Annotated in this window: 23 protein-coding genes; 11 read left to right on the top strand and 12 right to left on the bottom strand. The window is 62.2% G+C overall.

Annotation, left to right across the window (positions count from 1 at the left end; all coding sequences use genetic code 11):
- Positions 1-69: 69 nt before the first annotated feature.
- From AC4DF4_RS04690 to AC4DF4_RS04680, 3 genes are all read left to right on the top strand, one after another.
- On the top strand, positions 70-963 hold the full coding sequence (locus AC4DF4_RS04690) for a hypothetical protein (protein ID WP_490046958.1): 894 nt from the start codon (positions 70-72) through the stop codon (positions 961-963).
- A gap of 157 nt (positions 964-1,120) precedes the next feature.
- Positions 1,121-3,709, top strand: coding sequence for an ATP-dependent helicase HrpB (gene hrpB, locus AC4DF4_RS04685; protein WP_490046957.1), 2,589 nt, complete (start codon positions 1,121-1,123; stop codon positions 3,707-3,709).
- A 24-nt stretch (positions 3,710-3,733) separates the two neighbouring features.
- Positions 3,734-4,300 (top strand): hypothetical protein, encoded by a 567-nt coding sequence (locus AC4DF4_RS04680; RefSeq protein WP_490046956.1) that lies wholly within the window; start codon positions 3,734-3,736, stop codon positions 4,298-4,300.
- 2 nt (positions 4,301-4,302) lie between these two features.
- Here AC4DF4_RS04680 and AC4DF4_RS04675 read toward each other — a convergent pair whose 3' ends face one another.
- On the bottom strand, positions 4,303-4,779 hold the full coding sequence (locus AC4DF4_RS04675; RefSeq protein ID WP_490046955.1) for a phage regulatory CII family protein: 477 nt from the start codon (positions 4,777-4,779) through the stop codon (positions 4,303-4,305).
- Between the two features lie 44 nt (positions 4,780-4,823).
- On the bottom strand, positions 4,824-5,297 hold the full coding sequence (locus AC4DF4_RS04670) for an RDD family protein (protein WP_490046954.1): 474 nt from the start codon (positions 5,295-5,297) through the stop codon (positions 4,824-4,826).
- Positions 5,298-5,670: 373 nt separating this feature from the next.
- Between AC4DF4_RS04670 and AC4DF4_RS04665 the strand changes: the two genes are divergently transcribed.
- The 4 genes from AC4DF4_RS04665 (at position 5,671) to AC4DF4_RS04650 (ending at position 9,471) form a co-directional block, all read left to right on the top strand.
- Positions 5,671-6,477 carry a metal ABC transporter substrate-binding protein gene (locus tag AC4DF4_RS04665; RefSeq protein WP_490046953.1) on the top strand — a complete coding sequence of 269 codons (807 nt, stop codon included), beginning with the start codon at positions 5,671-5,673 and terminating at the stop codon, positions 6,475-6,477.
- Between the two features lie 266 nt (positions 6,478-6,743).
- Entirely contained in the window at positions 6,744-7,109 is a 366-nt protein-coding gene (locus AC4DF4_RS04660; protein WP_490046952.1) for a transposase, read from the top strand.
- A 351-nt stretch (positions 7,110-7,460) separates the two neighbouring features.
- On the top strand, positions 7,461-8,153 hold the full coding sequence (locus AC4DF4_RS04655; protein WP_490046951.1) for a spermine synthase: 693 nt from the start codon (positions 7,461-7,463) through the stop codon (positions 8,151-8,153).
- A gap of 310 nt (positions 8,154-8,463) precedes the next feature.
- Positions 8,464-9,471 (top strand): polyprenyl synthetase family protein, encoded by a 1,008-nt coding sequence (locus AC4DF4_RS04650; protein ID WP_490046950.1) that lies wholly within the window; start codon positions 8,464-8,466, stop codon positions 9,469-9,471.
- A gap of 76 nt (positions 9,472-9,547) precedes the next feature.
- On the opposite strand, the gene AC4DF4_RS04645 is transcribed toward AC4DF4_RS04650, so the two are convergent.
- The 3 genes from AC4DF4_RS04645 to AC4DF4_RS04635 form a co-directional block, all read right to left on the bottom strand.
- Positions 9,548-12,349: a DUF6600 domain-containing protein gene (locus AC4DF4_RS04645; RefSeq protein WP_490046949.1), complete on the bottom strand. Its 2,802-nt coding sequence runs from the start codon at positions 12,347-12,349 to the stop codon at positions 9,548-9,550.
- 62 nt (positions 12,350-12,411) lie between these two features.
- A complete protein-coding gene (locus tag AC4DF4_RS04640) occupies positions 12,412-13,074 on the bottom strand; it encodes a helix-turn-helix transcriptional regulator (RefSeq protein WP_490046948.1) in 663 nt (220 codons plus the stop codon).
- Positions 13,075-13,141: 67 nt separating this feature from the next.
- Complete coding sequence (locus tag AC4DF4_RS04635) at positions 13,142-13,537, bottom strand: YkvA family protein (protein WP_490046947.1); 396 nt, start codon at positions 13,535-13,537, stop codon at positions 13,142-13,144.
- A 138-nt stretch (positions 13,538-13,675) separates the two neighbouring features.
- On the opposite strand from AC4DF4_RS04635, the gene AC4DF4_RS04630 reads away from it, so the two are divergent.
- Complete coding sequence (locus tag AC4DF4_RS04630; protein WP_490046946.1) at positions 13,676-14,518, top strand: uracil-DNA glycosylase; 843 nt, start codon at positions 13,676-13,678, stop codon at positions 14,516-14,518.
- Positions 14,519-14,618: 100 nt separating this feature from the next.
- Here the strand turns inward: AC4DF4_RS04630 and AC4DF4_RS04625 are convergent, their stop codons facing one another.
- Positions 14,619-15,431: an LOG family protein gene (locus AC4DF4_RS04625; protein ID WP_490046945.1), complete on the bottom strand. Its 813-nt coding sequence runs from the start codon at positions 15,429-15,431 to the stop codon at positions 14,619-14,621.
- 416 nt (positions 15,432-15,847) lie between these two features.
- Here AC4DF4_RS04625 and AC4DF4_RS04620 point away from each other — a divergent pair, with 416 nt between their 5' ends.
- Positions 15,848-16,075 carry a hypothetical protein gene (locus tag AC4DF4_RS04620; RefSeq protein WP_490046944.1) on the top strand — a complete coding sequence of 76 codons (228 nt, stop codon included), beginning with the start codon at positions 15,848-15,850 and terminating at the stop codon, positions 16,073-16,075.
- A gap of 67 nt (positions 16,076-16,142) precedes the next feature.
- Here the strand turns inward: AC4DF4_RS04620 and AC4DF4_RS04615 are convergent, their stop codons facing one another.
- From AC4DF4_RS04615 to AC4DF4_RS04595, 5 genes are all read right to left on the bottom strand, one after another.
- Positions 16,143-18,779 (bottom strand): DUF7133 domain-containing protein, encoded by a 2,637-nt coding sequence (locus tag AC4DF4_RS04615; protein ID WP_490046943.1) that lies wholly within the window; start codon positions 18,777-18,779, stop codon positions 16,143-16,145.
- 204 nt (positions 18,780-18,983) lie between these two features.
- Complete coding sequence (gene hisH / locus AC4DF4_RS04610) at positions 18,984-19,598, bottom strand: imidazole glycerol phosphate synthase subunit HisH (protein ID WP_490046942.1); 615 nt, start codon at positions 19,596-19,598, stop codon at positions 18,984-18,986.
- Entirely contained in the window at positions 19,595-20,188 is a 594-nt protein-coding gene (gene hisB / locus AC4DF4_RS04605) for an imidazoleglycerol-phosphate dehydratase HisB (RefSeq protein WP_490046941.1), read from the bottom strand. The genes hisH and hisB overlap by 4 nt, the downstream gene beginning before the upstream one ends.
- A 15-nt stretch (positions 20,189-20,203) precedes the next feature.
- Entirely contained in the window at positions 20,204-21,256 is a 1,053-nt protein-coding gene (locus tag AC4DF4_RS04600; RefSeq protein ID WP_490046940.1) for a PTPDL family protein, read from the bottom strand.
- Positions 21,257-21,294: 38 nt separating this feature from the next.
- The gene (locus AC4DF4_RS04595) at positions 21,295-23,478 is read right to left on the bottom strand and encodes a DUF255 domain-containing protein (protein ID WP_490046939.1); all 2,184 of its coding nucleotides are present in this window, start codon (positions 23,476-23,478) and stop codon (positions 21,295-21,297) included.
- Between the two features lie 116 nt (positions 23,479-23,594).
- Here AC4DF4_RS04595 and AC4DF4_RS04590 point away from each other — a divergent pair, with 116 nt between their 5' ends.
- Both AC4DF4_RS04590 and AC4DF4_RS04585 read left to right on the top strand, forming a co-directional pair.
- Positions 23,595-24,386: a ParA family protein gene (locus AC4DF4_RS04590; protein WP_490046938.1), complete on the top strand. Its 792-nt coding sequence runs from the start codon at positions 23,595-23,597 to the stop codon at positions 24,384-24,386.
- Entirely contained in the window at positions 24,386-25,003 is a 618-nt protein-coding gene (locus AC4DF4_RS04585; RefSeq protein WP_490046937.1) for a hypothetical protein, read from the top strand. Before AC4DF4_RS04590 ends, AC4DF4_RS04585 begins: the two co-directional genes overlap by 1 nt.
- A gap of 13 nt (positions 25,004-25,016) precedes the next feature.
- Here the strand turns inward: AC4DF4_RS04585 and AC4DF4_RS04580 are convergent.
- A partial coding sequence (locus AC4DF4_RS04580; protein ID WP_490046936.1) for an ABC transporter permease occupies positions 25,017-25,823 on the bottom strand: 807 nt, incomplete at its 5' end.

Below are 25,823 nucleotides of genomic sequence, written 5' to 3'. Positions count from 1 at the left end.
GCCGCCGACTATGATCGGAACGATTGCCCGAAAATGTCGAAGCCTCTCAGAAATTCATTGGCGTGGATCGTGTTTGCCACCTTTGCGACGGCCGCCGCAATTTGGCAGGCACAGGTCAGCGTGGCCAACGAGCGCAAGGCCCGCCATCAAACCCCGCCGCCGCCCCTGAACACCCGCCATGCGATCCGCCCGCCCGCCGTGCCTTGGTCCGGCGATCTTGTCGGCGACTATACCGCCCGTTGCCGGAACGGACTCACCGAACGGCAGATCGGCTGGATCATCGAGGACTTCAAAATCGCCGGTTTGGATCAGGGCATCCGCGTCGCCACCCGGCAGGAATACCTCGCCCGGCGGCGGACGCAGCACCGCTGGTATCTCGACGCGCTGGCGGACGGGCTCCACCTAACACCGGAACAATCCGCCCACGCGACCGCCAGGCTTGCCGAGCTGTTCGATCTGGCGAAAGCAGATTTCATCGAAGCCCTCAACGCCGGCCCCCGCCCGTTCGAACACAACGGCAATTGGTATGAGGTCACCGGCATGGAGCCGATCGAACGCCTCGTTTCAGCCAAGCGATGGCTGACCGATGACAACGGACCATCCATGCCGTGGAACCTTTGCCAACTGACCCCCGCGCAGGAGGAAATCACTTGGAAGCAATGGTATGAAACAAAGGCGGACAGGCCGTCCTTCCTATTGCCCAAGCCGGTCTTTCCCGGCGGATACGGCTTTCAGAACCTCGCTCCAGCCAGACTCCTCGCCGCCAACAGCATCCTTCCCTTCCTCGTCGGTCAGGAATTCAAGCCCGCCGCCGACCCGCTCGCCACCCACACCGACGAATCCGCCGCGGACCTCCTTTCCCAAATCCGGACCCTCCACCCGGCGCAGCTCAAAATCCTGTTGTTGCTAGAGCCCGCCATGGCCGTGCAAATCGAGCAGGCATTGGAGCTGACGGCCCGCTGATCCGGCCAGAATGCGACACGGGTGGCGCAAGGTGTTTGGGCCGTGGATAGGGGGCACGGACCTCTCGTCCATGGGAAAGGACGAAACGTCCCACTCCCGTGAAAAAGAGGCGATTCGGAGATCGCCACTCCTTGGGTTTTCCGGCAAATCCTCCCGCGTGACCTTGCCCGTCTTTGAAATCGCCGAAGATCTCCGCGCCGCCGTGGCTGCCGGGGAGCGCTCGCGCGTGTTGCTCAAGGCCCCTACCGGCTCGGGGAAATCCACATCCGTGCCGGGGATGCTGGTGGATGCGGGGATTTCCGGACGCATTCTCGTCATCGAGCCGCGGCGGATGGCGGCGCGTTTGCTCGCGGGCTGGGTGGCGAAACAACGCAAGGCGACGCTCGGCAACGAGGTCGGCTACGCGGTGCGCTTCGACACGAAATACCGCGCCGACACGCGGATCATCTATCTGACCGACGGGGTTTTCCAACGCTGGATTCAAGACGACCCGACACTGGAAGGCGTGGGCGCAGTGGTGTTCGACGAGTTCCACGAGCGCCGGCTCGCCGTGGACATCGCCTTGGCACGGTGCCTCGATTTACAGGAAGGCCCGCGGCCCGATCTGCGGGTGGTGGTGATGTCCGCCACGCTGGAAACGGCGGGGCTGGCGGATTACCTCGCGCCTGCGGTCTCACTTGAAGCGGGTGGACGGACGCATCCGGTGCAGGTGCTCTATCGGGCGGACCGGCCGCCGGTGAACGACCGCCGCGGCGGACCGCCACGCGAGACGCCGATCTGGGAGAAGATGGCAAACGTCTGCCGCGAGGCGATGGCGATGCCGGACCCAGGGAACATCCTGATGTTCCTCCCCGGCACGCACGAGATCCGCCGGACGATCGAGCTGTTGGAAAACACCATCGCAAAGGGCTGGGATGTCTATCCGCTGTATTCCGCGCTGCAGCCCGCCGCGCAGGAAGCGGCGATTTCCCCCGGACCGCGCCCGAAAATCATCGTCGCCACCAACGTGGCGGAAACCTCTCTGACTATCGACGGCGTCAGGACGGTGATTGATAGTGGCCTGGCGCGCATCGCGTCCTTCGAGCCGCGCCGCGGGATCAACACGCTGCTCATCAAGAAAATCTCCCGCGCCGCCGCCGAGCAACGCACGGGCCGCGCCGGTCGGACGGCACCGGGCCGCGCGTTCCGTCTTTGGAGCGAGACCGATCACGCGCGGCGCGCCGAGTTCGAAGCACCGGAAGTCCACCGCGTGGATCTGGCCGAAGCCGCCCTCCTGCTCAAGGCGGCGGGCGTTTCCGAGGTCCGCGATTTCCGCTGGTTCAACCCGCCGACTGAGGAATCCCTCTCCCGCGCCGAGCGCCTGCTGCACGACCTCGGCGCGCTCGACAGCACGGGAAAGCTCACCGACGAGGGCCGGAAAATGGCGTCGCTGCCGCTGGAGCCGCGGTTCTCGCGGTTGATGTTAGCCGGCTACGAACACGGCTGCGTGGCGGAAACCGCGTTCATCGCGGCGACGGTGCAGGGCGACGGGATCTTCACCAACAAGCGCGGCGGACCGGGCCGCAAGGATTTCATTTTCCCGGACGACGATTCGGATTTCGCCGGCGAATGGCGGGCGTTCGAATCCGCCGAAGCGATGAGCTTCGATCCGCGCCGCTGCGACCAGGTCGGCGTGATGGCGCGCGGCGCGCGCGAGACAGCACAGGGTTTCGACCGGCTGTGTTCGTTGGCGAAGCGCTTTGGTTGGCAATGGCAGTCGGTGGATTTCAAGGGCCGCCGCGAGTCGGTCGGCAAGGCGATGCTCGCGGCGTTCAGCGATCAGTTGGCGATCCGCGTCAGCCAGGGCACGCTGGCTTGCAAGCTGGTGGGAAACCGCAAGGGCAAGCTCGACGAGGATTCCTGCGTGAGAAACGCCCCGGCCTTCGTCGCCGCGGAAATCACCGAGGTCGAAGCGCGGGAAATCATCGTCCACCTGCGCCGCGCCACCGACGTCGATCCGGCGTGGCTGGCCGAGCTTTTTCCCGAGGATCTAGCCATCACCGACGGCGCGGCTTGGGACGAGACCCGCCGCCGGGTGGTTGCCAGGAAGGAAACCCGCTTCCGGGACCTGGTGCTCGAAGCCAAGGAAAGCGACCACGGCGTGAACCTCGACCAGGCCGCCGAACTGCTCGCAGCGCGCGTGCTATCCGGTGAGCTCGATTTGAAAAACTGGGATCATTCCGTCGAGCAATGGACCGCCCGCCTCGCCTCGCTTGGCAAGTGGATGCCGGAGTTGGAAATGCCCGGCTGGACCGACGAGGACCGGACCGACGCGATCGCGCAGATCTGCCACGGCGCGGTCAGTTACAAGGAAATCAAGGAAGCCAACGTCTGGCGCGTGCTGCGCGAGTGGCTCAGCGCCGCCCAGCGCGCGGCGCTGGATTCGTATTGCCCGGAGCGGGTGAATCTGCCGAACGGCCAGTCCGCCAAGATCACTTACGCGTTCGGCATGGACCCGTTCATTTCCGTGCGGGTCTCGCACCTGTTCGGAATCTGGGAGACGCCGATGATCGCCAACGGCCGCGTTCCCCTGGTCGTCCACATTCTCACCCCCGGCCAGAAGCCTTGGCAAATGACCAAGGATCTCAAAGGATTCTGGCAGACCGGCTACGCGCAGATGAAAAAAGAAGTCGCCGGTCGTTATCCCAGACATCCATGGCCGGATGATCCGCGGGCGTGGGTCGCGGCCGGCTCTCCCAGAAAATAATTCCCAACCCTTTCCCTCAATCCCATGTGGCGCATCCTATTCCTGTTCTCCGCTCTTCCCATCGCCGCCGCGCTCATCGCCCGTTGGATGTTCGGGCTGCGAGTGCTGGCGGAAACGGGCAAGCGCCCGTGCCGCTGCGACCTCGGAGCCTGGATGCCCGCACCGGACGACACCGCCGTGATCCACCGCGCCGACGAGTCGGCCGACGAGTTCGGCCGCCAGCTCCGGCTCAAGGCGCTGGCCGAGTGGCGCGTGCGCGATCCGAAATCCGCCAACTCGCGTGAAAACGCCCGGCGCTTCGGCATGGCCGTGCCTCCGCTCAGCGGCATCATCGCGGTCTTCGCGGTGCTGGTGGCGAAGATCCCGATCATCGGCGGCATCTCCGTGCTGCTAGCAGCCACCGCCCTTGCCACCGCGCTCGGTTTGCTTTCGCTCGGCTCCGAGCTCAACGCCATCACTCTGGCAGCCAAAAAACTTCGCCAGGCGAAAAGTTTCCCGCGCCGCGACGACGAGGACGCCGTGATCTGCTGCGCCGTCGCCCACGCTTGGAAGGAAACCCTGCCGCCGATCCTCGGCCTGCTTCAGCGCTGAGACTAGCGGCTTGTCGGAGGAACCTGCGACATCGTCTTGAAGTCGCCGTTTTCGCAGCAGCGGACGAAGCCTTCCGCGTAGCTTTTCAGCTTGTCCCAGCACTGGCGGATTTCCCCGGCTTCCTCCTTGCTCACCGAGTGGTCGTTGGCCGCGGCGGAGATGTGGTTCAACAAATTTGAAAACTGTCCGATGATTTCCTGAGTGGCTGGCAGGACGTGGTCGATCTGATGGCCGCTCACATCCGGGTCTTTTACGAAATGCCCGCCCTGGCGGAGGCACAGCCATTCGACGATGCCGTTGTCGCCGCTCAGGTCGATGATCTGAAGGAGGCGGTCCAGCGGATTGCGACTGCCCGAACCGTCGTCCGAGGGTTTCTCCGCCCATTTGTAAACGAGGGAAAGCGACACTCCCAGGTCCGCGGCAACCGCCTTCGGGCTGGTTTTCCGCAGCGCCCGCTTCAAGACATCATGACTCTCCATGGCGGGAAGCTGACTGGGTCGCGGGCGATTGGAAAGCCCGCAAATCAAAGACCATCGGCGCTTGGCTGGGTTTCCTCAATGATCACCTTCGTCTTCGCCCACTCATCGCCTAGCCGGCGGCCGCGCCCGGGCTTGTCCTCGCGGGTGAGCAGGATGAACAACTCGACGAATGCGAATAACGGAATCGCCAGCACGCCGTTGCGGACGAGCGCGGCTTCCCAGTTTCCGACCAGCGACTCGCCATCAAGCGTCACCGCCCTGAGCTTCATCGCCTTCTTTCCGACACTCTGGCCGCCGAGAAACGGCAGCGAATCGCGGGTCACCAGGTAGGCAATCGCCGCCAGCCAGGCGAGGCGGTCGGCGAATCCGGGCAAGATAAAGGCGAGCCCGATCGCGATGCCCGACGCGACGACCATGTCTATCACCGCGGCCGTGACGCGGGAGTTGAAGGACGCCAAGCCTGCGACCGGAGATCCGTCGTCATCGGAATCCTGCGCGTTGCGGATCTTCACCTTCACCGCGGCCTCCGGGGACTCTGCGGCAACAGGAGGTAACGAGGGCGGTGGAACTGACGGCCGCGACAAGTCAGGTGGAGGAATCACCACCGGCTTGCTTTCCCTGTCTGACTTCAATGCTGATTTGATCTCGGTATGCGGGTCCATGTTTGATGGCTCTTCGATAGCACGCCCCGCCGAAAGGTCGAGGCCAATACCGACGGGAGCGGCGGCGGCAAATCGCGGATCAGTCGCCTCGATTCAAACGCAAAACATTCAAACGCAAAACACTTGCGTGAGCGACAAATCCGGGCAAGTTGCCGACATGCTTCGCGTCTTGCTCACCACTCTTCTCCTGGGATTTGTTCCGCTTCGCGCGGCCGAATTGAAAATCGCCGTGCTCCATCCACTTCTCGGGGATCTTGCCCGACAGGTCGGCGGCGGGCAGGTGGAAGTCGTCGATTTGATCGGCCCGAATGGCGACCCTCATCATTTCGAACCCACACCCGAGGATCTCAAAAACGCCGAGGCTGCGACGATCTATCTGGTCGCGGGAATGGGGCTGGAAAGCTATCTGCCGAAGTTGAAGGCGATCATCGCCAACAAGGCGACGCTGCTTGAAGTCGGGGCGACTTTGCCGGCGCTTGAAGGTGCCTGTGATCACGAGGGCCATGATCACGAGCACGAGCATGAAATCGATCCGCATTGGTGGCACTCGATCGATCATTTCCGCCGTGCGACCGGGATCGTCGCCGAAGCCTTCGCCGCGGCCTCGCCTGAGAACGCCGCCGTGTTCCGCAAGAATGCGGACGCCTACCGGAGCCAACTTAACGAGCTTGAGCGTTGGGCAAAGCGCGAGATTTCCAAAATCCCGCGGGACAAGCGCCACCTCGCCACCGCCCACGCGGCTTTCAACTATTTCTGCAAGGAGTTCGGCTTCACGGCGCATCCGGTGCAGGGAATCAACCGCGAACAAATGCCCGGCCCGAAGGAACTGGCGGCGCTGGTGGCCAACTTGAAGAAGAACGAAGTGGTCGCGATCTTCCCGGAGAAGGAGTCGAATCCGAAGATTCTCCAAACGCTGACGAAGGACACGGGAATCAGGCTTGGCGATCCATTGATCGCCGACGGGACGGGTGGTTTGGGCTATGTGGCGATGGTCCGCCACAATGTGGCGGCCATCGTCAAGGGACTGGCACCTTGATCCACATCGCCAGATGGTCCTGCGGGCTATAAGGCTGGGGAAACCTATGGCGACACTTATTGAAAGCAACCTGCGAAGAATCATTTTCTGTATTACCTGGCTTCGCTGCATGTAATACAAATACGCCATGCAAACACTGGTTCTGCGCATCCCCGACGATGTGCTTTTCCCCCACTTTTCTCCCTCCCCGCAATTTCCCCGCAGTTAGCCTTCCGGCAATCCGCCACTCCTTGGGGCCTGTGTCGGCGCGGTGGTGCTTCATGGTCTTGGGCGATTCCGCGAATGCCGCCACCGTAGCGAATGCATTCCAACATTTCGACCACACCCGCTATCTGCTCCACGCGTGGGTGATCATGCCGAATCACGTTCATCTTCTGCTCTCGCTAGATGAGGCCATCGATCTGGGAGAAACCGTCGCCAGCTGGAAACGTTTCACCGCTACTAAGATCAACCTGGTGGATCACAGCTCCGGCCCGGTCTGGCAGAAGGATTACTTCGATCGGTTGATCCGCGATTGGGATCATTTCATGAATGTCGCGCGCCACATTCGGCGCAATCCGATCAAGGCAAAGCTACCGGTCGGGTCGTTCGTCCTCTATGAAGCTCGGTGGGTGGTGCGTTTGCTGTCGTAACAAGAAACGGCGATCTCCGAATCGCCTGTCCATGGGAGGACCATGAAGAGCGGTTCCCTCATCTCATTGGCTGTTCATGGGCATGGCGGATCGGAGTCCGTCACTCCTTGAGTTTCCGGGCCCCGTTCCCCTCACCCGCTTCGGAAATCACACGACTGCGCGATCCAGCTACTTTCCACCCATGGGCAAACGCGTGAGCAAGGAAGAGTCTCCAGATCGACCGCGAGCGCGTCCAGCAGACGCTGGGCATCCTCCTTTTCACCTTCGCCTTCATGATGCTGTTCTACGGCACCCTGTCGGACACCCCCGACTGGGCTTGCTCATCGCGGGATTCTGGTGCACGTCACGTTCATGAAGCCTTACGTGAAGCTCAGTGAGTCGAAGATGTCCGATGGCACGGTTTTCTCCCTGCACAAACACGATGGGAAATTCTACCTGAAATACAATGGCCTCGAACTGATGAGCACGGCCCTGACTCTTTCCGAGGAGCTGCTCGCGGACGTCGGATGCGTGGATCTGCTGGAAGGCAAGGCATCGAGGCCGGATCACCCGCGGATCCTGATTGGCGGGCTGGGGCTCGGATTCACGCTCAAACGGACGCTCGAGCTGGTCGGGCGGCCTGCGACAGTGGAGGTGGCGGAGTTGATGCCGCCCTTGATCGAATGGAACCGGACGTTTCTCGTCGAGCACAACGGCCCGCTATTGGAAGACCCGCGGACCAAAATCACCCAGGGCGACCTGTTTGACATCATCTCCAGCAAAGGCAAGGGAAGCTATGACGCGCTGCTGTTGGACATCGACAACACCCCGGACGACCTGATCACGTCCGGCAACGCGCGGCTCTATTCCGCCGGTTTTCTCGCGAAGATCCGGGACGTGGTGACGCCCAAGGGTCGTGTCGCCTATTGGCTCTCCGAGCCTGCGCCGAAGTTCAAGAAGTGCCTGGTCAATGCAGGCTTTCACGTCGAAGAACACGCGGCCAAGCCACATGAGAGGTCGAAGCGGGCGAGGCATTGCATCTACGTGGCCAGCCGTAGAAATTGATTTCCAAGGAGGCTCCTCGTCCAGAAACGGCCGCTTGCCTGTCGGGTTGAAATGATCCGATAGGTTGGGCGCTCATTTCCCGAGCCACGATTTCTCCGCCGCGGCGATCTTGGTTTCGCTGAGGCCGAAGGCCTGAGGTGCGGGCAGATGAAATGGCTCTGTCCTCTCGGGGGACGCCCGGCTGGTGGTGTTCCAACCGCTTGGCTTTCATCCTCCAAAACCGGCGTTTCCCGGGATTCTTTCCAGTTCGTGCCAGATCCGGGTTGCGGGAAAGGCCGGCATGTGGAACTTAGGGCCCGTCCGACTCACCATGGCAGCCATTCACACCCCGCCCCCTAGCAGCGCCCTTTTCCCCTTCGAGCTCGTCCGCCCGGAACTCGAACGGGTGGAAGTCTCAATCCGCGAACAAGTCCGCGCCTTCGATCCCGCCGTCGAGCCCTACGTCGCCTACATCTGCAACACCTCCGGCAAGCGCATCCGCCCCGCCCTCGCCATCCTCGTCGGCGGCGCGATCGGCGGCGTGACCGACGACCATTTGAAAATCGGCATCATCCTCGAGCTCATCCACATGGCCACGCTCGTCCACGACGACATCATGGACGGCGCCAACACCCGCCGGATGGTCCCCACCGCCAACGCGAAATGGGGCAACGCCCTCTCCGTCCTGCTCGGCGACGTGCTGTTCTCCCACGCCCTCACCCTCGCCACCGATTTCAACAGCATCGACATCTGCCGCAAGGTCGGCAACGCCGCGCGCGAAGTCTGCCAGGGGGAAATCATCCAGACCCAGCGGCGCTTCGACCTGACCTTCACCAAGGCCGAGTATTTCCGGGTCATCGAGATGAAGACCGGCGCGCTGTTCGCCGCCGCCACCGGGCTGTCCGCAAATCTATCCGGCCTCGATGCCGACGCCGAGGCCCGCCTCTACAGCTACGGCATGAAACTCGGCACCGCCTACCAGATTTACGACGACTGCCTCGACCTCGTCGGCTCGGAAGAAGTCGTCGGCAAGACGCTCCGCACCGACCTGCTCAAGGGCAAGCTCACCCTGCCCATCCTCAACCTGTTGGAAACCGCCTCCGAGGCCCAGCGCATGAAGCTCAACAAGCGCATCCTCGACCAGGAACCGCTCGACCTCCCGATCCTGCTAGGCATCGCCGAATACGAGGGCGCCATCGAGAGCGCCGTGGACACCGCGATGAACCTGCTGGCGGAATGCCGCGAGGATCTCGCCCCGCTCGGCCAATCGATCCACTCCGACGCCCTCGCGCAGATCACCTGGTTCCTCGCGGGGCTGCTGGAGAAATGCCGCAGGTAAAACAAGGGGATGAACGCCTAACCAGGCGAAGGAACGAGACGTCCCCTCCCCTTGTTGGGACCGCCCGCGCGGCCCCCTATTTTCGGCGGGGCTCTTCCTGACGCCGTTGCCGGGCTTGCTCTTGCTGTTGGGCTTGCTCCTGCTGGCGTTGTGCCTGTTCCTGAGCGCGTTGCTGGGCCTGTTCCTGCTGACGTTGGGCCTGCTCCCGAGCACGTTGCTGGGCTTGTTCCTGCTGTTGGGCCTGCTCTTGCTGACGCTGAGCCTGTTCCTGAGCGCGTTGCTGAGCTTGTTCCTGCTGACGTTGCGCTTGTTCCTGTGCGCGTTGCTGAGCTTGTTCCTGCTGACGTTGCGCGTGTTCTTGTGCACGCTGCTGGGCTTGTTCCTGCTGCCGTTGCGATTGTTCCTGTGCGCGTTGTTGCGCTTGTTCCTGAGCACGCTGCTGGGCTTGTTCCTGAGCACGCTGCTGGGCTTGTTCCTGAGCACGCTGCTGGGCTTGTTCCTGCTGGCGTTGGGCTTGCTCCTGTGCGCGCTGTTGAGCTTGTTCCTGTGCGCGTTGCTGGGCCTGTTCCTGCTGAAGTTGTTGAGCCTGTTCCTGCTGACGTTGCGCCTGTTCCCGTGCACGTTGCTGGGCTTGTTCTTGAGCGCGTCCCTGGGCTTGCTCCTGTGCACGTTGTTGGGCCTGTTCCTGCTGCTGCTTCATCGCCTCGTTCTGACTATCGCGGGCCTTTTCCGACTCGCGCGGTCTCTCTTGTTGCACCTGCTCCTGCTGCCCGCGCCTCATCACTTCCTTTTCAGCATCGCGCGCTTGTTCCGCATCACGTTGCTGCTCCTGTTGCTGCTCCTGCTGGACCCGCTTCATGGCCTCCTTCTCGGCGTCACGCGCCTGCTCGGATTCACGTTGTTTGTCCTGTTGCACTTTCAACGCCTGTTCTTCTTGCCTGCGCTTGACGGCTTCCGCCTGAACTTCACGAGCTTGTTCCGAGTCACGTTGTTTGGCGTCTTGCTGCGCTTGTTCCTTCTGACCGCGATCTTGTTCCGCATCACGTTGTTTCTCCTGCTGCAGTTTCAATGACTGCTCATCTTGGCCGCGCTTGGCGGCTTCCGCCTGAGCGTCAAGTGCTTGTTCTGCTTCCCGCTGCTTCACTTGTTGCTGCGCCTGCTCCTGCGGACCGCGCTTGATCGCTTCCTTCTCAGCATCACCCGGCTGCCCGCGCCGGGGCTCATCCTGTTGGAACTTGCCGGCATCGGCCTGACGCGCGGGTTCGGCGTTGGGAACGACGCGGGGTTGATCATTTTCCAGGGGTCTTCTCCGGTCGTTCGGCAATCCCGGAAGCTCCCGACCCTGATCCGGTTGTTGGGGCTGTTGGACAAGGGGCTCCGGGGCGGGCTTTTCGTTTCCATCCGGAACGACCGGGATTTCATTCCGCCCTGACTCGCGCTTGCCAAGATCCGCGGGCTGCGGGCGCTCCAGATTTCCGGCAGCGTCGCGCGCCTCCCGCTGGCGCGGCTGGGTCTCCGCCTGGCGGCGGTTTTCCTGCGAGCGCCGGGCACGGAGTTGGTCCAATTGTTCACGCCCGCCCAACTCCTTGACCGTCTGCTCGGCTTTCCGGCGGCTCTCGTCGCGACTTTCGCGGTAGCGGTTGGCGAGCTCGCTGTTCAGACCTTCGTCGCGTTCGGCTTTGGCGGATTCGATGCCGCCCTTGACCCGGCCGGGCTTGAGGGAATCGTTCCATGCCGCGTCGATGTTAGGAGCTGAAACCACCAACCGATCTCCCTGGACTCGCGGACGCATCGCCAGCGAATCGCGGCTTTGACGGGCATGCTGATCGACCTCAAGTCGATAGAACGGCAGCGACCGGCCGATCCGGTCGGACAGCTTCTTGTATTGCGGCCCGCCGGAAATGATTTGGCGGTCACGGACTTGGATGTGGGTGATGTTGCGGGTTTCCCGGATGAAGGTCACGTTCCGGGAAACCGGCAGACAGTGCCTGTAAACCGGGCTGCCGAAGTTGCGGATTTCGACAAAATTGAACCACAGCGCGCCGATCCCGAACTGGACCTCCACCGTGGAATCCCAGGCATGCCCGCGATAGGCCAGGGTCTCCGGCGGCAGCGGGGCCCAGCCGATATGGCTGTCATTTTCACGCCATGAAACCCAGCTCGGGGCCCACTCGCAGCCCGGCACCCAGATCCAGCCGCGACCTCGGAGCAGGGCCCAGCGGCCGTAGTGATAGGTCGCCCAGCCGAAGGGCTCTTCGGAAATCCAGGTCCAGCCGCGATCACTGCACGCCCAGCGGCCTCGGGAATAGGGACGCCAGTTCGAATCCCGCACCACCACCGGCTGCCAGACGTAGCCGTAGTCCGGCGTCTCGAACCAGGAGCCGTAAGACGACAGCGAATCGTAAAACACCCCGTAGTCCGCCACCGGTTCGCTCTGCTCAGTCGGCTCGAACGCCAAGGCCTCGCGCCCTGCCAGTTCGCGGTCGCGCTCGCTGAGTTGTTGCTGGTGCCGACCGAGATCGTCGTCCTTTTCCTCAAGCGCCGATTGAAACTGCTCGAGCCTGCCCTCGCGGTTGGCCAAGGCCTCCTCGCGCTTGCGGATGGCCTCGTCCTGCGCGGCGGCGGCTTCTCCCTGCCGGCGTTCCAGCTCGGCCCGGTCTTCCTCGATCTGGAGGCGCTCGCGTTCGATCGCGTCGCGCTCGGCCGCCAGTTTCTGATCCTCGAGCTGTTGTTCGAGATCGCGCTGTCGCGCGGCGGCCTCGTTGTTTTTCTGCTCAAGCTCGGCGATTTTTTTGGCGACATCGGGCGATTGCTTGTCACAACCGGATGCCGCGAACATGACCAGTGCGGCGAGAGAAATCAGGGATGGATTCTTCATGGTTTTCGGGAGTCAGGCCGCTTCGACGCGGCTCGCGCGGGAGGCATTCATAAAATTTCGCATCAAGGATTTCCGCCCGCGACCACCTCGAAAACCACCTGCGGCTGGCCGGTCCTGCCGCCCGGGAATTCGCGGCGGGTCACTCGCGCGCCGAGCAATTGCTCGATCATCCGCTGCTCCATCGCGATCGCCCGCGGATAGCGCTCGAAAACCCGCTGCAACGGATTGTGAAACTCTTCGATCCGCAGGCCGCTTTCCGGGTCGTCCACACAGCGGACCAGGCAGCCTTCCTTCCCGCGGAGGGCGGCGAGCTTGCCAGCCTTTTCGCCGACCGTCCGCGCCTTGGATAGCAGTGGCTGCCACTTCTCCTGCTGCTTTTGGAAATACTGGAAAAGCAACTTGTCCGGCGCGTTCTCGCCGAAAAGCGTCTTGAGTCCTTCCAGCAACTCGAGCGTGAAATCCGCCCCCGCCTGCGGGAACAGGGCATCCGCCTTGGCACTGAGGCTGTAAAAAATTTCCGGCCGCCCCACCACCGTCCGGGGCACCCGCGAACGATCCAGATAGCCCGCCTTTTTGAGCTCCTCGCAGTGCTGCTTCGCCGCCATGTAACTCACGCCCACCCGCCCGGCCAACTCACTGACAGGCAGGCCGCCGGACAGTTTGAGTTGTTCAAGCACCGCTCGCCACTGCGGTTTGACCAGATCTTGGAATACGGGGAGAAGCATGGCTAAGTGAAATTTCGTTTCATGGCGTAGCGGATTGCTGCGGGTGGATACGGAATAACAGGATGACTTATTCGGAAAATTCCGGCGGCGGGGCGGGATGGTCCGAACCGAGCAGGCGCTCGACTTGCGCGGCGGCTTTCATCTTATGCTCGTCCTTGATGTAGGCGGCGACCGTCCCGAGTGCGGCGACCAGCGCACCCCAATCGTCGCCAAAGCCCGCGCCGGGAATCATGTCCGGGATCAAGTCCGTGGGCAAAACCAGATAGCCCAGCGCGCCGACGATCACGCCCTTCGCCCACGTCGGCGTGTCGCGATCCTGCAAGCAGTAGAAAAGCGTGAGGGCGGTGAGCAGGGTTTTGCGTCCGGCGCGGGCCGCTGCCTTGCGCAAGGTGCGCCACAAACGCGGCGCGGAATACCAGCGTGGTGCGGAGAGCGGGATCGGTAATTGCGGAGGATCTGACATGAGCGGATTGAAAAATAACGGCCGGAACGCCCGCAACATGCCCCGATTTCCCGCACCGGGCAAGGAGAAGCGCCCGCTGGCGACGGATCGGAGAATCCAGCGGTTGCGCCCCGGCCGGCAAGTCGCTAGCGTCGCGGCGTGTCCCGTCCCGTCGATGTCCTCCTGGAATTTCTTGAAGCCGAGCAAGCCCGCGGGGTGACCCACGTGCATCTGGACGACGGCGCGCGCGAGGCCTTGCGCGGGGTTTTCAACTCCGCCAAAGCCAAAAAGGCCGCCCCGGCACCGGCTGCGGAAATCCGCTTGGACCCGCCCCCAGCTCCGGTGGCGGCCGCGAAAATTTCCATCGAGGGCGCGACCCGCGCCGAGCAACTCGACTCCCTGCGCCACCAGGCGGAGAACTGGGCACCCGCCAAATCGCTCGGATCCCTGCGCGAGACGATGGTCTTCTCAATCGGAAATCCCGAGGCGCGCGTGATGCTCGTTGGCGAGGCGCCCGGCTATCAGGAAGAACGCGAGCGCCAGCCCTTCGTCGGTCCGGCCGGCCAGAAGCTCAACGACATCCTCAAGGCGATGGGGCTTTCCCGCGAGGAGGTCTATATTTCCAACATCGTCAAATTCCGCCCCTCCACGCCGAAGCAAACCACCAACAACCGAAAGCCGAACGCCGGGGAAATCGCCGCCTGCCTGCCTTTCATCCGCGCGGAAATCGGCATCGTCCGCCCGGCCTGCATCGTCGCGCTCGGCGAGACGGCGGCGGAGGGCCTGCTAGGAATCACCGGCACCGTCGCCTCGCTGCGGGAGAAGTGGCACGACTTCGAGGGTACTCCGGTGCGCGTCACCTATCACCCGAGCTACCTGCTGCAAACCGGCGACGGACACCAGACCAAGCGCCAGGTCTGGGAGGACATGCTCGCGGTGATGGAAAAGCTCGAGATGCCGGTCTCCGCGAAACAGCGCGGATTCTTTTTGCCGAAGGCTTGAACTGGCGCTCTTCGCACGTAGTCCAACCCTTCAGGGTGTCTTCATTGCCGGCCGAAGACACCCTGAAGGGTTGGACTACGTGCGAAGAGGCACCCTCCATTCAATCCACCAGGCCTTTTTCCCCGAGGATGCGGATCGCCTTGGGCGCGCGCTTGCGCCGCAGCCCGAACTGCCGGACCGCGTGCCGCTGCAAGTGGGCGGCGGCTTCCTCGACATCGTCCGTGAAGAATATCAGGTCCGGATCATCCGGGCTGAGCGTCCCCTCCTCCACCATCTGATGGAGGAAATCCATCAGCGGCTGCCAGTAATCCTTCCCCATCAGGATGATCGGGAAAATCTTCAGCTTGCCGGTCTGGATCAGCGTCATCGTTTCGAACATCTCATCCATCGTCCCCGACCCGCCGGGCAGGATGATGAAGGCGTAGGAATACTTCACCAGCACCACCTTGCGGGTGAAAAAATAACGCATCGTCACCGAGCGCTGGACGTAGCGGTTGAGCTCCTGCTCGAAGGGCAGCTCGATGTTCACTCCGAGCGAGCGGCCGCCCGCCTCGAAGGCGCCCTGGTTTCCCGCCTGCATGACGCCTGGGCCGCCGCCGGTCACCACCGTGAAGCCGAGCTTCGCGCAAGCCGCCCCCATTTGCCGCGCCATTTCATAGTAACGGCTCCCGACCTTCGTCCTCGCGGAGCCGAAAATCGTCACGCACGGCCCGGCGAAATGCAGCGTCCGGAAACCGGTTAACAGATCCTTGCCGACCCGGATCAACGTCGTCAAATCCCGCAGCCGCGAACTCGGCCCGGACAACAAGGTCCGGTCAGGCAGCTCCAGTTCGAAGATTTCCTGGGCGACGATCTCCTTCTCGCAAATCGGCTCCTCGACCTGCGGCAGTTTCGGGCATTCGGGTGAATTCACTGTCACCTTTTAACACCCATCCTCCCCCTCGGGTAAAACGAAAAACGCATCCGCCCCATGGTCAGGGTCATTCACTCCTTCAGCGCGAAGGTCGCCATGATCCGCTGCCCCGCATAGACTTGGGCCGACCCGTCCGGAATTTCGCAGAGTGCCTGCAAAGTGCGTGTATCCATTCTCGCCGTGGAGTCCGGCTCGAACAACCTGCGCGGCGCGAACGCGGGCAATAGCGTGACTACTTTCAATTTCCCATTGGACTTGCTCTCGCCGTAGGTCGTGAAATCGACAGGCCTACCAACGCAAGGACTTCATCCACCCGCATATTGTCCACATGCTGGCGTTTGAGCCGCTGAGCCATGTGTTTGAACAAACGACTCTCAAAATTTGAAACCCACCCGTAAATCCAGCAACTTCCGCCTATGAAAACCACTCTCGATCTTCCCGCCGACTTGGTGCGTGAGATGAAACTCCGCGCCGCGCAGATGGGCTGCAAGGTTGAGGAAGTGACCACGGAGTTGCTGAAACGAGCACTATCCCACGGCAAAACCACTTCCGCGCCATCCGCCGACTACCTGCTCGCGGCCCCTGCGGGCGCTCCCCCGATGACTCCTGAACGGATCAAACAAATACCCGAGGAAACTCCATGAGCTCGCTGTTGGATGTGAATTTCCTGCTCACACCGTTGCTTAAAATTAGGAGCTTTCTGAATTTCAATCACTTCTTGTTACTTTCGAGGAATCTCACCAGCGAGATGAAATCCTTCACGGTCAAAGCATTGACCAGGCCCTCGGGCATCATGGAGATCTCCAGTTCCTTCCGGCTCGCCACATCGGCTGATTTGATTTTCCAGACCCGTCCGGTGATGTCCCTCATTTCGAGTTCGTCAGCGGTTTCTTCCGAGACAAAACCCACGTTGTCCTTGCCATCTTTGGTTTTGATCAAAGTGGTGGCGAATCCCTGGGAAATCGCCGCGCTGGGCTTCAGAATCGCTTCGGCGATTTGTTCCGGCTTCAAAATACTGCCGACCTGTCCCATGAACGGCCCTTTTTGCATTTCATCGGCCTTCAATGTATGACACGCCACACAACCCTGACGGGTGAAGAGTTGCTCCCCCACCTTGAGGTCACCCTTTTCCTTGTCCAAAGCTAACACAATGTCTTCAATCGACGTGTTGGCGACTTCCCCGCCCTCCTTCTTGATCTTGCTTAGATCAACAGCGGGTTCCTTCTGCTTGTTCTTCTTCCCACCCTTGCCGTCCGCCGCAATCACAACATTGATGCCAGGGATTGGAGCACGGCAACGGCGGCCTTGCAACTCGATCCACGCCTTGCGATCCGGGCTGGCTTTGTCATATTCAGCCTTCACGAACTGGCCGATCTTGTCAGAGCCCGCCCAGTTTCTGGGTTTGTAATAAGGACCACGGGTATCAGGGCGGGTGCTCCACCAATAACTGCCGTCATAGGGCGTTTCCTCCTGATACAAACGGATCAGGGTTGATAGGATTTGATTGCCAAGTTCGGGAGTGCTTCCGGCGTATTTGGCGATCAGCCCATCCACCGCCTTCACATCATGCAGATAACGCAATGTCCAAAGGGCCCCGCCATTTTGCGGGCCGCCAAGCGCATCCACGGCGGCATCCACCGCATTCAGACGGACCAGGCTGCGAACGGCAATGTGGGGGACAACCACGGCACTGTTGGGCGTTGCGTGGGGCCCTTCGTCGCCTTCTTCCGGCGCCTTGACGGAGGATGGCGGATCCGCCAGGGCTAACAGAGCCGGGGCGTTCGCGCGATCGCCCAAGCGACCGAGGGCCACACTGGCAACCACCTGCACGCGGGGATTGGAGTCCTTCAAAGCGGCGAGCAGAGGAGCGGCGGGAACCTTGGCGACCTGCGATTTCCTATCGGTCAGTGCGCGGATGGCCCATTCTTTGATTTTGTCGTCTTGCGCGAGGGATACCAGGGCAGCAGTGGCATTTCCCCCTTCCAATTGCTTGTAGGTGAAGATCGCCGCAACCCGCGCCTCCAGGGATTGATTTTTGGCGGAGGCCAGGGCCAACACATCCCTGGCGGCATCCTTACGGGTCAACAATTCCTGACTGGCATAAACCCTGGCGGTGGCACTGGGGCCGGCGAGGAGGGTGATCAATTCAGTGACCTTGGATTTTTTCAAATCGGGAAACGCCTGATATTTCCAGCCTTTCGGCACCACCCTGCTGATGTATCCCTTGCCGGGGTTGCCGGTGTAACCGGCACCATCCCACGCCGCCAGATACATTCTCCCGGAGCCATCCACATCCAGGTCTGCAATCTGGCTTTCCTTGATAAACACTTCATCGGCTTGTTTGAAACTCACTCCATCGGGTGTTAGCCGGTGAATAAACAAAGTGCTGCGTCCCCAGTCACACATCATCGGAACGTTGTTGTATTTTTCCGGCCAACCGGGTTCCTGAAAGAAGAGGGCGCCCGTGCCGGAGCCACCGCCCAGATCAACCAGGGCGGGAAGGATTTCATCGGTAAAGTTCTTGAACAGAATCGGATAACCATACTCGCCATTTTGAATATGATGGATAAAGCGGATGTTCCAGCCGCCGCCGTCATTGGTATTGCCGCGGCTATAGATATTCATCAGCGGATCAATCGCCACGTCGTAGTCATTGCGGGTTCCGTGAGTGTAGGACTCCAGTTCCGAACCGTCAGGTCTGACCCTGACAACTCCGCCGCCGTGAAAGGTCAGTTTGGCTCCATCGGTTCCTTCGGCTTCAACAAACCCGAAGTCACCCACTGCCACATAAATCCAGCCATCAATGCCCAGGCGGATACCGTTCGTGGTGTGATCGGCGCCGCGGTCCTGGTTGTGTTTGACGGTGCTGATATTGCTCACCAAACGTTTGGGCGGCCCATCAGCCACGCCGTCGTGATTGGCATCCGTAAACACTGACAGATGCATGCCTGACAGAATTTTGGTGTCGGACGGGATCACTGTATGCAGCACATACAACTTGTCTCCGATAGAAATCATGCCACGGGGATCATCTACTTTGGCATAAACATTGTGTTGATCCAGCTTGCCATCGCCGTCCTTGTCAACCAGGCGAACGATGCTGCCTTTGTCAGGCAATTTGCCCAAAGATCCATTGAGGTCCACCCCCACAAAGACTTCTCCGGTCGGGGCGGCGGCGATACAGGCGGGAGACGGCGTGATATCGGGCCCGGTGAATTTGGCGATATCCAATTCGGCCGGCTGAGCCATGCCCGCGAGAGGAAAAGCAAACAAACCCAACAGGGAGGCGAATGTGGAAGCGGGTGCTAAGAAACCGCATTTGGGACGAGGGCTGCTGGGAAAGCTCATTTGAGGGCCGGAAGTAGTGGGAAAAGGGGGAATGATAAAGTCAAATGTGCCGGGTGAACGGTGATCAGAGAAGCCAAACAACGGGAACCGGCCGTGTGGAGCGGTGAGATCGTCATGGCGCGTCTTGCTGAAATCCGCGCCCGCTCATGACCCCAATGTTGGAACCGTTGCAGGGGTTACGAAGGGACGGGACGTCCCCTTCCCTTACAGGCCGAGGAAATTCCGAATCAGGCGGAGGCCGGCTTGCTGGCTCTTTTCCGGATGGAACTGGCAGGCGAACAGGTTTCCGCGCTCGACGGCTCCGGCGAAAAGCTGGCTGCCGTGGGTCGTCTCCGCGACGACGCAGCCGGAATCGACTGGCTCGGGGAAATACGAGTGGATGTAGTAGAAATAGGGGTCCGCGCCGAGCCCCTGCCAGACGCGGGTGGCGCCGCGGGTGGCGGTGGCGGAATTCCAGCCCATGTGCGGGATTTTCAGGCCGGGCTCGTCTTGGAAGCGGCGGACGGTGCCCGGGATGATGCCCAAGCCGGCCGTTTCCGGGGCTTCCTCGCTGGAGCCGAAAAGAATCTGATAGCCGACGCAGATGCCGAAGTAGGGCCGGTCCGCGGCGATCCAGTCCTTGAGAAAGGAAGCGAGGCCGCGTTGTTCGAGGCGGTCCATGGTGTCACCGAAAGCCCCCTGGCCAGGCAGCAGCAAATGGGTGGTATCGCCGACATCCTGCGGGCTGGCGATGATGACGGGATCCTCGCCGAGCGAGCGCAGGGCGTTGGCGACGCTGCGCAGGTTGCCGCCGCCGTAATCGATGATGCCGACTTTCACAACGCGTCCTTGGTGCTGGGAATCCCTTTTTCCCGCGGGTCGCGCTCGCACGCGTCGCGAAGGGCGCGGGCGAGGCCTTTGAAAACCGCCTCGGCGATGTGGTGGCCGTCGCGGCCGTAGAGCACCTCGACGTGGATGTTCGCCCGCAGATTGGAGGCGACGGCGCGGCAGAATTCCTCGACCAGCGTGAAGGGCATGTTCGGCGCGGATGGCGTGCCGGAGGGCGCGCGGAATTCCAGATGCGGGCGGTTGCTCAAATCGACGACGACGCGGGCGAGCGTTTCATCCATCGGCAGGTAACAGCAACCGTAGCGGCGGATGCCCTCCTTGGTGCCGAGCGCCTCGCGCAGGCAATCGCCGATGACAATGCCGGTGTCCTCGATGGTGTGATGATAGTCCACCTCGATGTCGCCGACGGTTTTGACGTTGAGGTCAAACAGGCCGTGTTTCGAAAACAGCGTGAGCATGTGATCGAAAAACGGGACGCCGGTATCGATCTTGGAAACTCCCGAGCCGTCGATGTCGATCGACAGTTCGATGGAAGTCTCCGCGGTCTTGCGGCTGCGGTTGGCTGTGCGGGGCGTGGACATGGGAGAGTGGGGAATTTACTTGAGACCCTTGGCGGCGGCTTCAAGCGGAGCAAGGTAGCGGGCGGGCACGGCGGCGGTTTTCGCAGCGGCCAAGGCGGCGGCAGCCGCGGCGGCACTGCCCCCGCGAACGGCGGTAGATGCGTCACGATAGGCTTTCCCGCCATCGACTCCCAGAACGGTCTGCACCTTGCCCAAGCGGACGAGTTCCTGTTCGCAGAATTTCACGGTGTCTTCCAAGGAGGCCTTGTGAAAAGGACTGGTGGTGACCCAGTTCTGTTTGGCGTCCTTTTCCGCTTTGTAGCGGGCTTCGATCAGGGCGTCTTCCTCCTTGATGGCCGCTTCGGTGATTTTCCGATCCGCCAGAGGCATCCGCTGGATTCCTGCGGCCCGCTCCTTGGTGCGTGCGTCCAAGGTCAGCAGCGACTGTTTCGCCTCCGCGAGTTGGGCTTGGATCACCTGGCGCATCAGCGAAGCCAAGGCACCATTCGAAAGGGTGTTGCGGTAGTCGCGGTCGAATTCAGCAAAGACCCGGAGCGCCTGGAGAAACTCGTTGTCATTCACCAACCCGCGGATTCTTGCTTCCTGGACGCGGGCGTCGAGGTCGTAGACATTCGCCTGGTATTCCGCCGCCGTTAGGATTTTGTCGTTGAACTTGATCCCGCCCGCAGCAACGGCGTCGTGCTCGGACTTGAGGGTCGCGACAATCGCCTTGGCATCGGACAGTTTGTTGCTGTCGCGATGTTCCTTCACGAACTTCTCGACGACTGCGATTTTCGCCTCGTATTCGGCGGCCGTCAGCAGATCCGGAGTGGGGAGCATTTTTGCGATCGGCGCGAAGGCGACCTCGCCGGGCTTTTCCCGGGTGATTTTGACGACGTCGGACTTCGCGATCTTGCGCTCGTCCTTGATGCTTTTGGTGACCTGGACCTCGACGAGGTAGAAATCCCCCGCCTCGCTGACAACCGCTCCGTTGACGGTGGTGGCGTCTTTTAAAAGGAAAGTATCAGCCGCGCAGGGAAGCGCGACCGCCAGTAAACAAAGTGCACCAAGCGCCGGTTTTTTTTTCATGAATGACTTGTGCTCGGGTGGCATCTCCGGGCGAGAATTTACGATTTCCCACCGGAGGGCAAGACCGCTTGTTGCAAGGCCTCCGGCGTGGAAACCAGCCGGGTCTCGCCATTCGCGAGGATGACCAGCACCGATCCGGCCGGCACTTCTTCGGCGGATTTCGCATCGCGGCGTTGGATCATCCGCATCGGGAGCCGCTCCGTGGCGCGCTTCATCTCGGATGAAATTCCGGAGCCGGCGACGAGGGTCACCCTGAAGTGGCGGGCGAGCGTCGCCTGCAACAGATCGGTGTGGAGGATCGGCCGGTCCACTGCGTAGGACGGCAACGGCGTGGCCAGTTCGCTGAAACTCTGAACCAGCGGGCGCTTGCGCTCGGCGAGACGACACTCGGCGAGCGAGATCAAGCCGGCCGTGGAATCGTCAAACAACATCACCAGGTCGGTCACTGGCAAATCGATGATTTTCGCCTCGTCCGGACATTCCTTGAGGAACTGGGAACCGGTGAACAGCTCGGCGGCGGTGGTGGCGAGATCTTCCGACCAAACGAGCCATTTTTCGTCTGAAGTGATGACCGAGACATCGAGCGCGGCCTGCAGCGCCAAGCCGTAGAGGAAGGCCCGGCCGGCACCGATCGAAGCGGGAGCGTCTTTGCTAAAGAGCCGCAGCTTCGGACCATCACTGAAGGCGGTCCGCGCGCGATCGAGCAAGGTGACGGCTTTTTCACGGAATTTGTCGTCGCCCGTGGCGCCGAAAGCCGCGGCATAGACCGAGACCATCCGGAGGGTGGTGCCGGCGTGCGAGCAATCGTCGCGGACGGTCGGTCCCAAGCGGGCGCTGCGGACCTTGAGCAGGGTCTTCCTGACAGTTTCAAAGCGGGCGGCAAACTCTTGGGGTGATTGCGACTGCTCGGCCGCGATCTCCTCCAGCGACTGTCTCATCCCCAGACTGTTGCAGCGGAAATACTCGCGCAGCGGGTCCACCTCGGAGGGCAGGTTTCCCAAGCCCTTCATGTCAGTCGCCTTGATCCACCACGCCGCGTCTTCCGGCAGCAGCTCCTTGCGGATTTCCTCCACGTTCCAGAGCCAGGCGGCCGGTTCGGATTCGGCCATCATGCCCACGGAAAAAAAACCTTCGGAAGTAGTGTAGGACTTTTCCGCGAAGTCGATCAGCCCGAGCGCGCGCTGCAATGCCAGCGCGTCCCCCGTCGCCCGGTAAGCGTGAATCAAGGCGACGGCCGCGCGGGCCTGCGAGCCGCAATCGCGGAAAAACGCCGGCAGCGCCCAGGAATTGCCCCTGCGGGAGGAGAAAACCCCGCCTTCGAGCGGATCGAACATGGCGCTTGTCAACAAGTCCTTCAGCATGTCGCGGGTCGTTTCCAAGCAACGGGCGCGGGTATTGGCAGGCAGCCCCGGATGCACCGCCGCAGTGGCAAGCAACTCGATGGCTCCCGCCGGGAACAGGCCGCCGGCCTCGTCGAAGCTGCGGGAGAACGGGTCGTAAAGCGACGCGAGCTGGCGGAGACAGCGGACCGCATCCACGTCCGGCTGCTTGCTCATCACCTTGGCGTTCTTGCGCTGGGCGAGCCGGTTGCGGCGGTTCTCGTTGTCCAAGGCGCTGTTTTTCATCACGTAGGCCGAGTCATCCGCCCACATCCGGGTCACCATCGAGTGGGATTGATAGAACAACTCCGATACTTCCGTCGGCGCGGACTGACTGACAGGAATCCAAGCGACCGGATTGCCGTCGGGGGTCATCCAGACAAACAGCGGCAACTGCAGGCCGCGTTTGATTTCCGCGCAGAAATCCGCGCTGAGCAGGCCCACCTCGCGCGAGGCATCCCCATCGATGAGCACCGGCACGTAATACTGATTGATCGCGTAAACCAGGGCCGAGTCGTTCGCCAAGGCCTTCAAAACACCTTGGAGTCCCGGCTGCTGCGGCATCGCGATCACGCAGAACACCAGGCGGTTGGCGGCCTTCGCCCGCTCCATCGTCTCCTTGGTCCAGGCTTGCCAATGGAGCGGCGAACCGGCCTGGCTCCGATAGACGGCCCCCGGCAGCGGGCCCAGCCCGTTAGACAGCAGTTCGCTCGCCACGACCGGCGGCGGACCTGCGTTTTCGGCCGTCTCGCCGTTGCCCTTCCGACAGCCGGTTGTCCCCAAGACCAGGCTGCACAAGGCCGTGGCGAATGCGGCGCAGCCATGGGAGATTCGGAAGTTCATGATCAATGATGGAAATGGCAGAAAAGGAATCCCCCCCCCTGACGCCCGCATCTTGAAGAAAAGACTTCCGATGTGGCAAGCCGAAGCTACGGTCGCGCCACAATTCCCTGCTTAATGTGATCAGTATTGCCGTTTCCAGCCAAAAAGGAGGCGTGGGTAAAACCACCGTCTCGATCAATTTAGCCCACTCCTTCGCGCGGGCCGGGGTCAAAACACTGCTTGTCGATGCCGATCCCCAGGGCTCCGTCGGGCTTTCCCTCACCCGCCAGTCGCGCCTGCTCACCGGATTTTACGACTACCTGGCCGATCCGGGCATCTCGCTCGACCGCCTGATCGTGCCGACCCGGCTGGAGACGTTTTCCCTCGTCGCCAGCGGCCAAGGCAGCGACTACGAAGCCGGCGGCGGCGGGATGGGCGCCCACCTCGCCCGGGTCCGGGCCTTCATCCGTAGCGTCTCCGCCCGTGGCTTTGACTTGTGCATCATCGACACCGCCGCCGGACTTTTCGGCGTCACCGGCGACGTGATCGCCTCCAGCGACGCGATCCTGATCCCACAACAAGCCGAGCCTCTCGGAATCCGCTCGGTGCCGAAATTGCTGGAAGGCCTCAACCGCCTGCGGGTGATGAACCCGCGGCTCAGCGTGCTCGGCGTCTGTCTCACGATGGTCCAACACGACCTCGCGGAAAGCACCGAAGCGGCCGCCGCCTTGCGCCAGTTGCTGCCTCAGGAAATGGTTTTCCAAACCCAGATCCCGCGTGACGGACTGTTCGTCCGCGCCAGCGCCCGCGGCCTGCCCATCGGCGTCCTCGAAGACGGTGCGGGCGCACAGGTCGTGTTCGACTCGCTGCGGGCGGAAATCGAGGCGAAACTCGAACCTAACAGCGGCCACCGCGCCGCTCGCGGCTGATGGACCCGATCAATCCATGGCTGGATCCCGTCGAAGTCCGCCGCCTGGCCGACCGCCTGATGAAGCCTAACCGCGAGCCCGCAGCGCCGCTGGCGGACGCGGGTTTCGGCGAGGGCTTCGTCGGTTATGCGGACGCTCCGCTTTCCCAGCCGGCCGCACCGCCGCCGCTCCCGCCGCAGGTGGTCCCCGCGCCCGCGCCCCCGGCTAACACCCCGCCGCCGCAAGCGGCAAGCCCGACCACCGCCCGCGGCCCGTTTCTCGACCGGATCTCCCGCTTCCGCGACTGGATGCGCCACAATTTCTCCGCGACCGGCGTTTTCATCCTCGACCGAGAAGGAGCTGTTATTTTCGACGAGAGCCATCACGGCCGGCTGCACTTCCTCGCCCGCAGCCTCGCGCTCGCCTCGCGCCGGCCGGGTGCCTCGGCCGGCAACGTCCATGTGAAAATCGGTGCCGGAGCGACTCTGGAAGTCATCCCGGTGGAAACCGCCTACGGAAGTCTGGTGCTCGGTGCCGTCGTCCCCGAAGCGCTCGATCCGGCTGCCGTGCTCGCGGTGATGGAAGCGCTGGCGCTGGTCGCCGCGCCGCCGGGAGAGGATTTGAAATCGCCAACCTGAAATTTCAAATCCCTCAGCGCGTCTCCCGGTTCTGCCGGGAAATGATGAGGATGGAAATCCCCACACAGCCGAGGATGGTTCCCGCCAGCACGATACCGCAGTATTTCTGGGTTTCGACCTCATCGTCACGCTCCACGTATTCGCGAGCGGAAGCGCCGGTCTTCGCCTTCATGAACGGGATGGGTTTCTTCAGCGCATGGAAGACGATTCGCCGCGTCTGATCGCGGTAATCGTTGCGGAAGGTTTCCGCCTCGCGCACCAGCAGATCAATCCGCTCGTTCACGAAAAACTCGGACGCCGGACGCGCCTCCCGCTCGTTCTCCGGCCAAATCTTCATCGTCTCCACCTCGACGCGGCTGCCCGACATGGCGATGCGCCGGATCCGCCCGACCAGATTCTCCGCCTCCTCCGGTGACGTCGCGCCGGAAGCCAGCAAGCGCCGCAAGCCCTCTTTCACCAGTTCGAAACGCTCCACCTGCGCGGCTGTCAACGGCGTTTCGCTGGCCCGCGCCTTGTCGATCCGCCGCTGCAACCGCAACCGCTCCTGCTCGAACGGATTGCGCGTGGCTTGGGCGACGATCATCGCCTCGTAGGCATAGCGCAGCGGCATGATCCCCGCCGGCACCGGCACCCCGCCCCGGTCGCGGATGCTCGACGCGTCCTCGAACAACCCGCGGTTCATTTCCCGGTAAGGCACCAGCGCTCCCGCCAGCAGCATCTGCGGCACTAACAAAAGCGGCACCGCCGTCAGCGCGGCTCGCTCGGTCTTCACGATCGAGGAAACGACCAGCGCCATGGCGGTGCCGGTCCATGCCGTTAG

The organism is Luteolibacter sp. (genome assembly GCF_058122085.1).
Note: the sequence above shows the minus strand (reverse complement) of the source record. Positions and strands in the feature narration are given on the sequence as shown.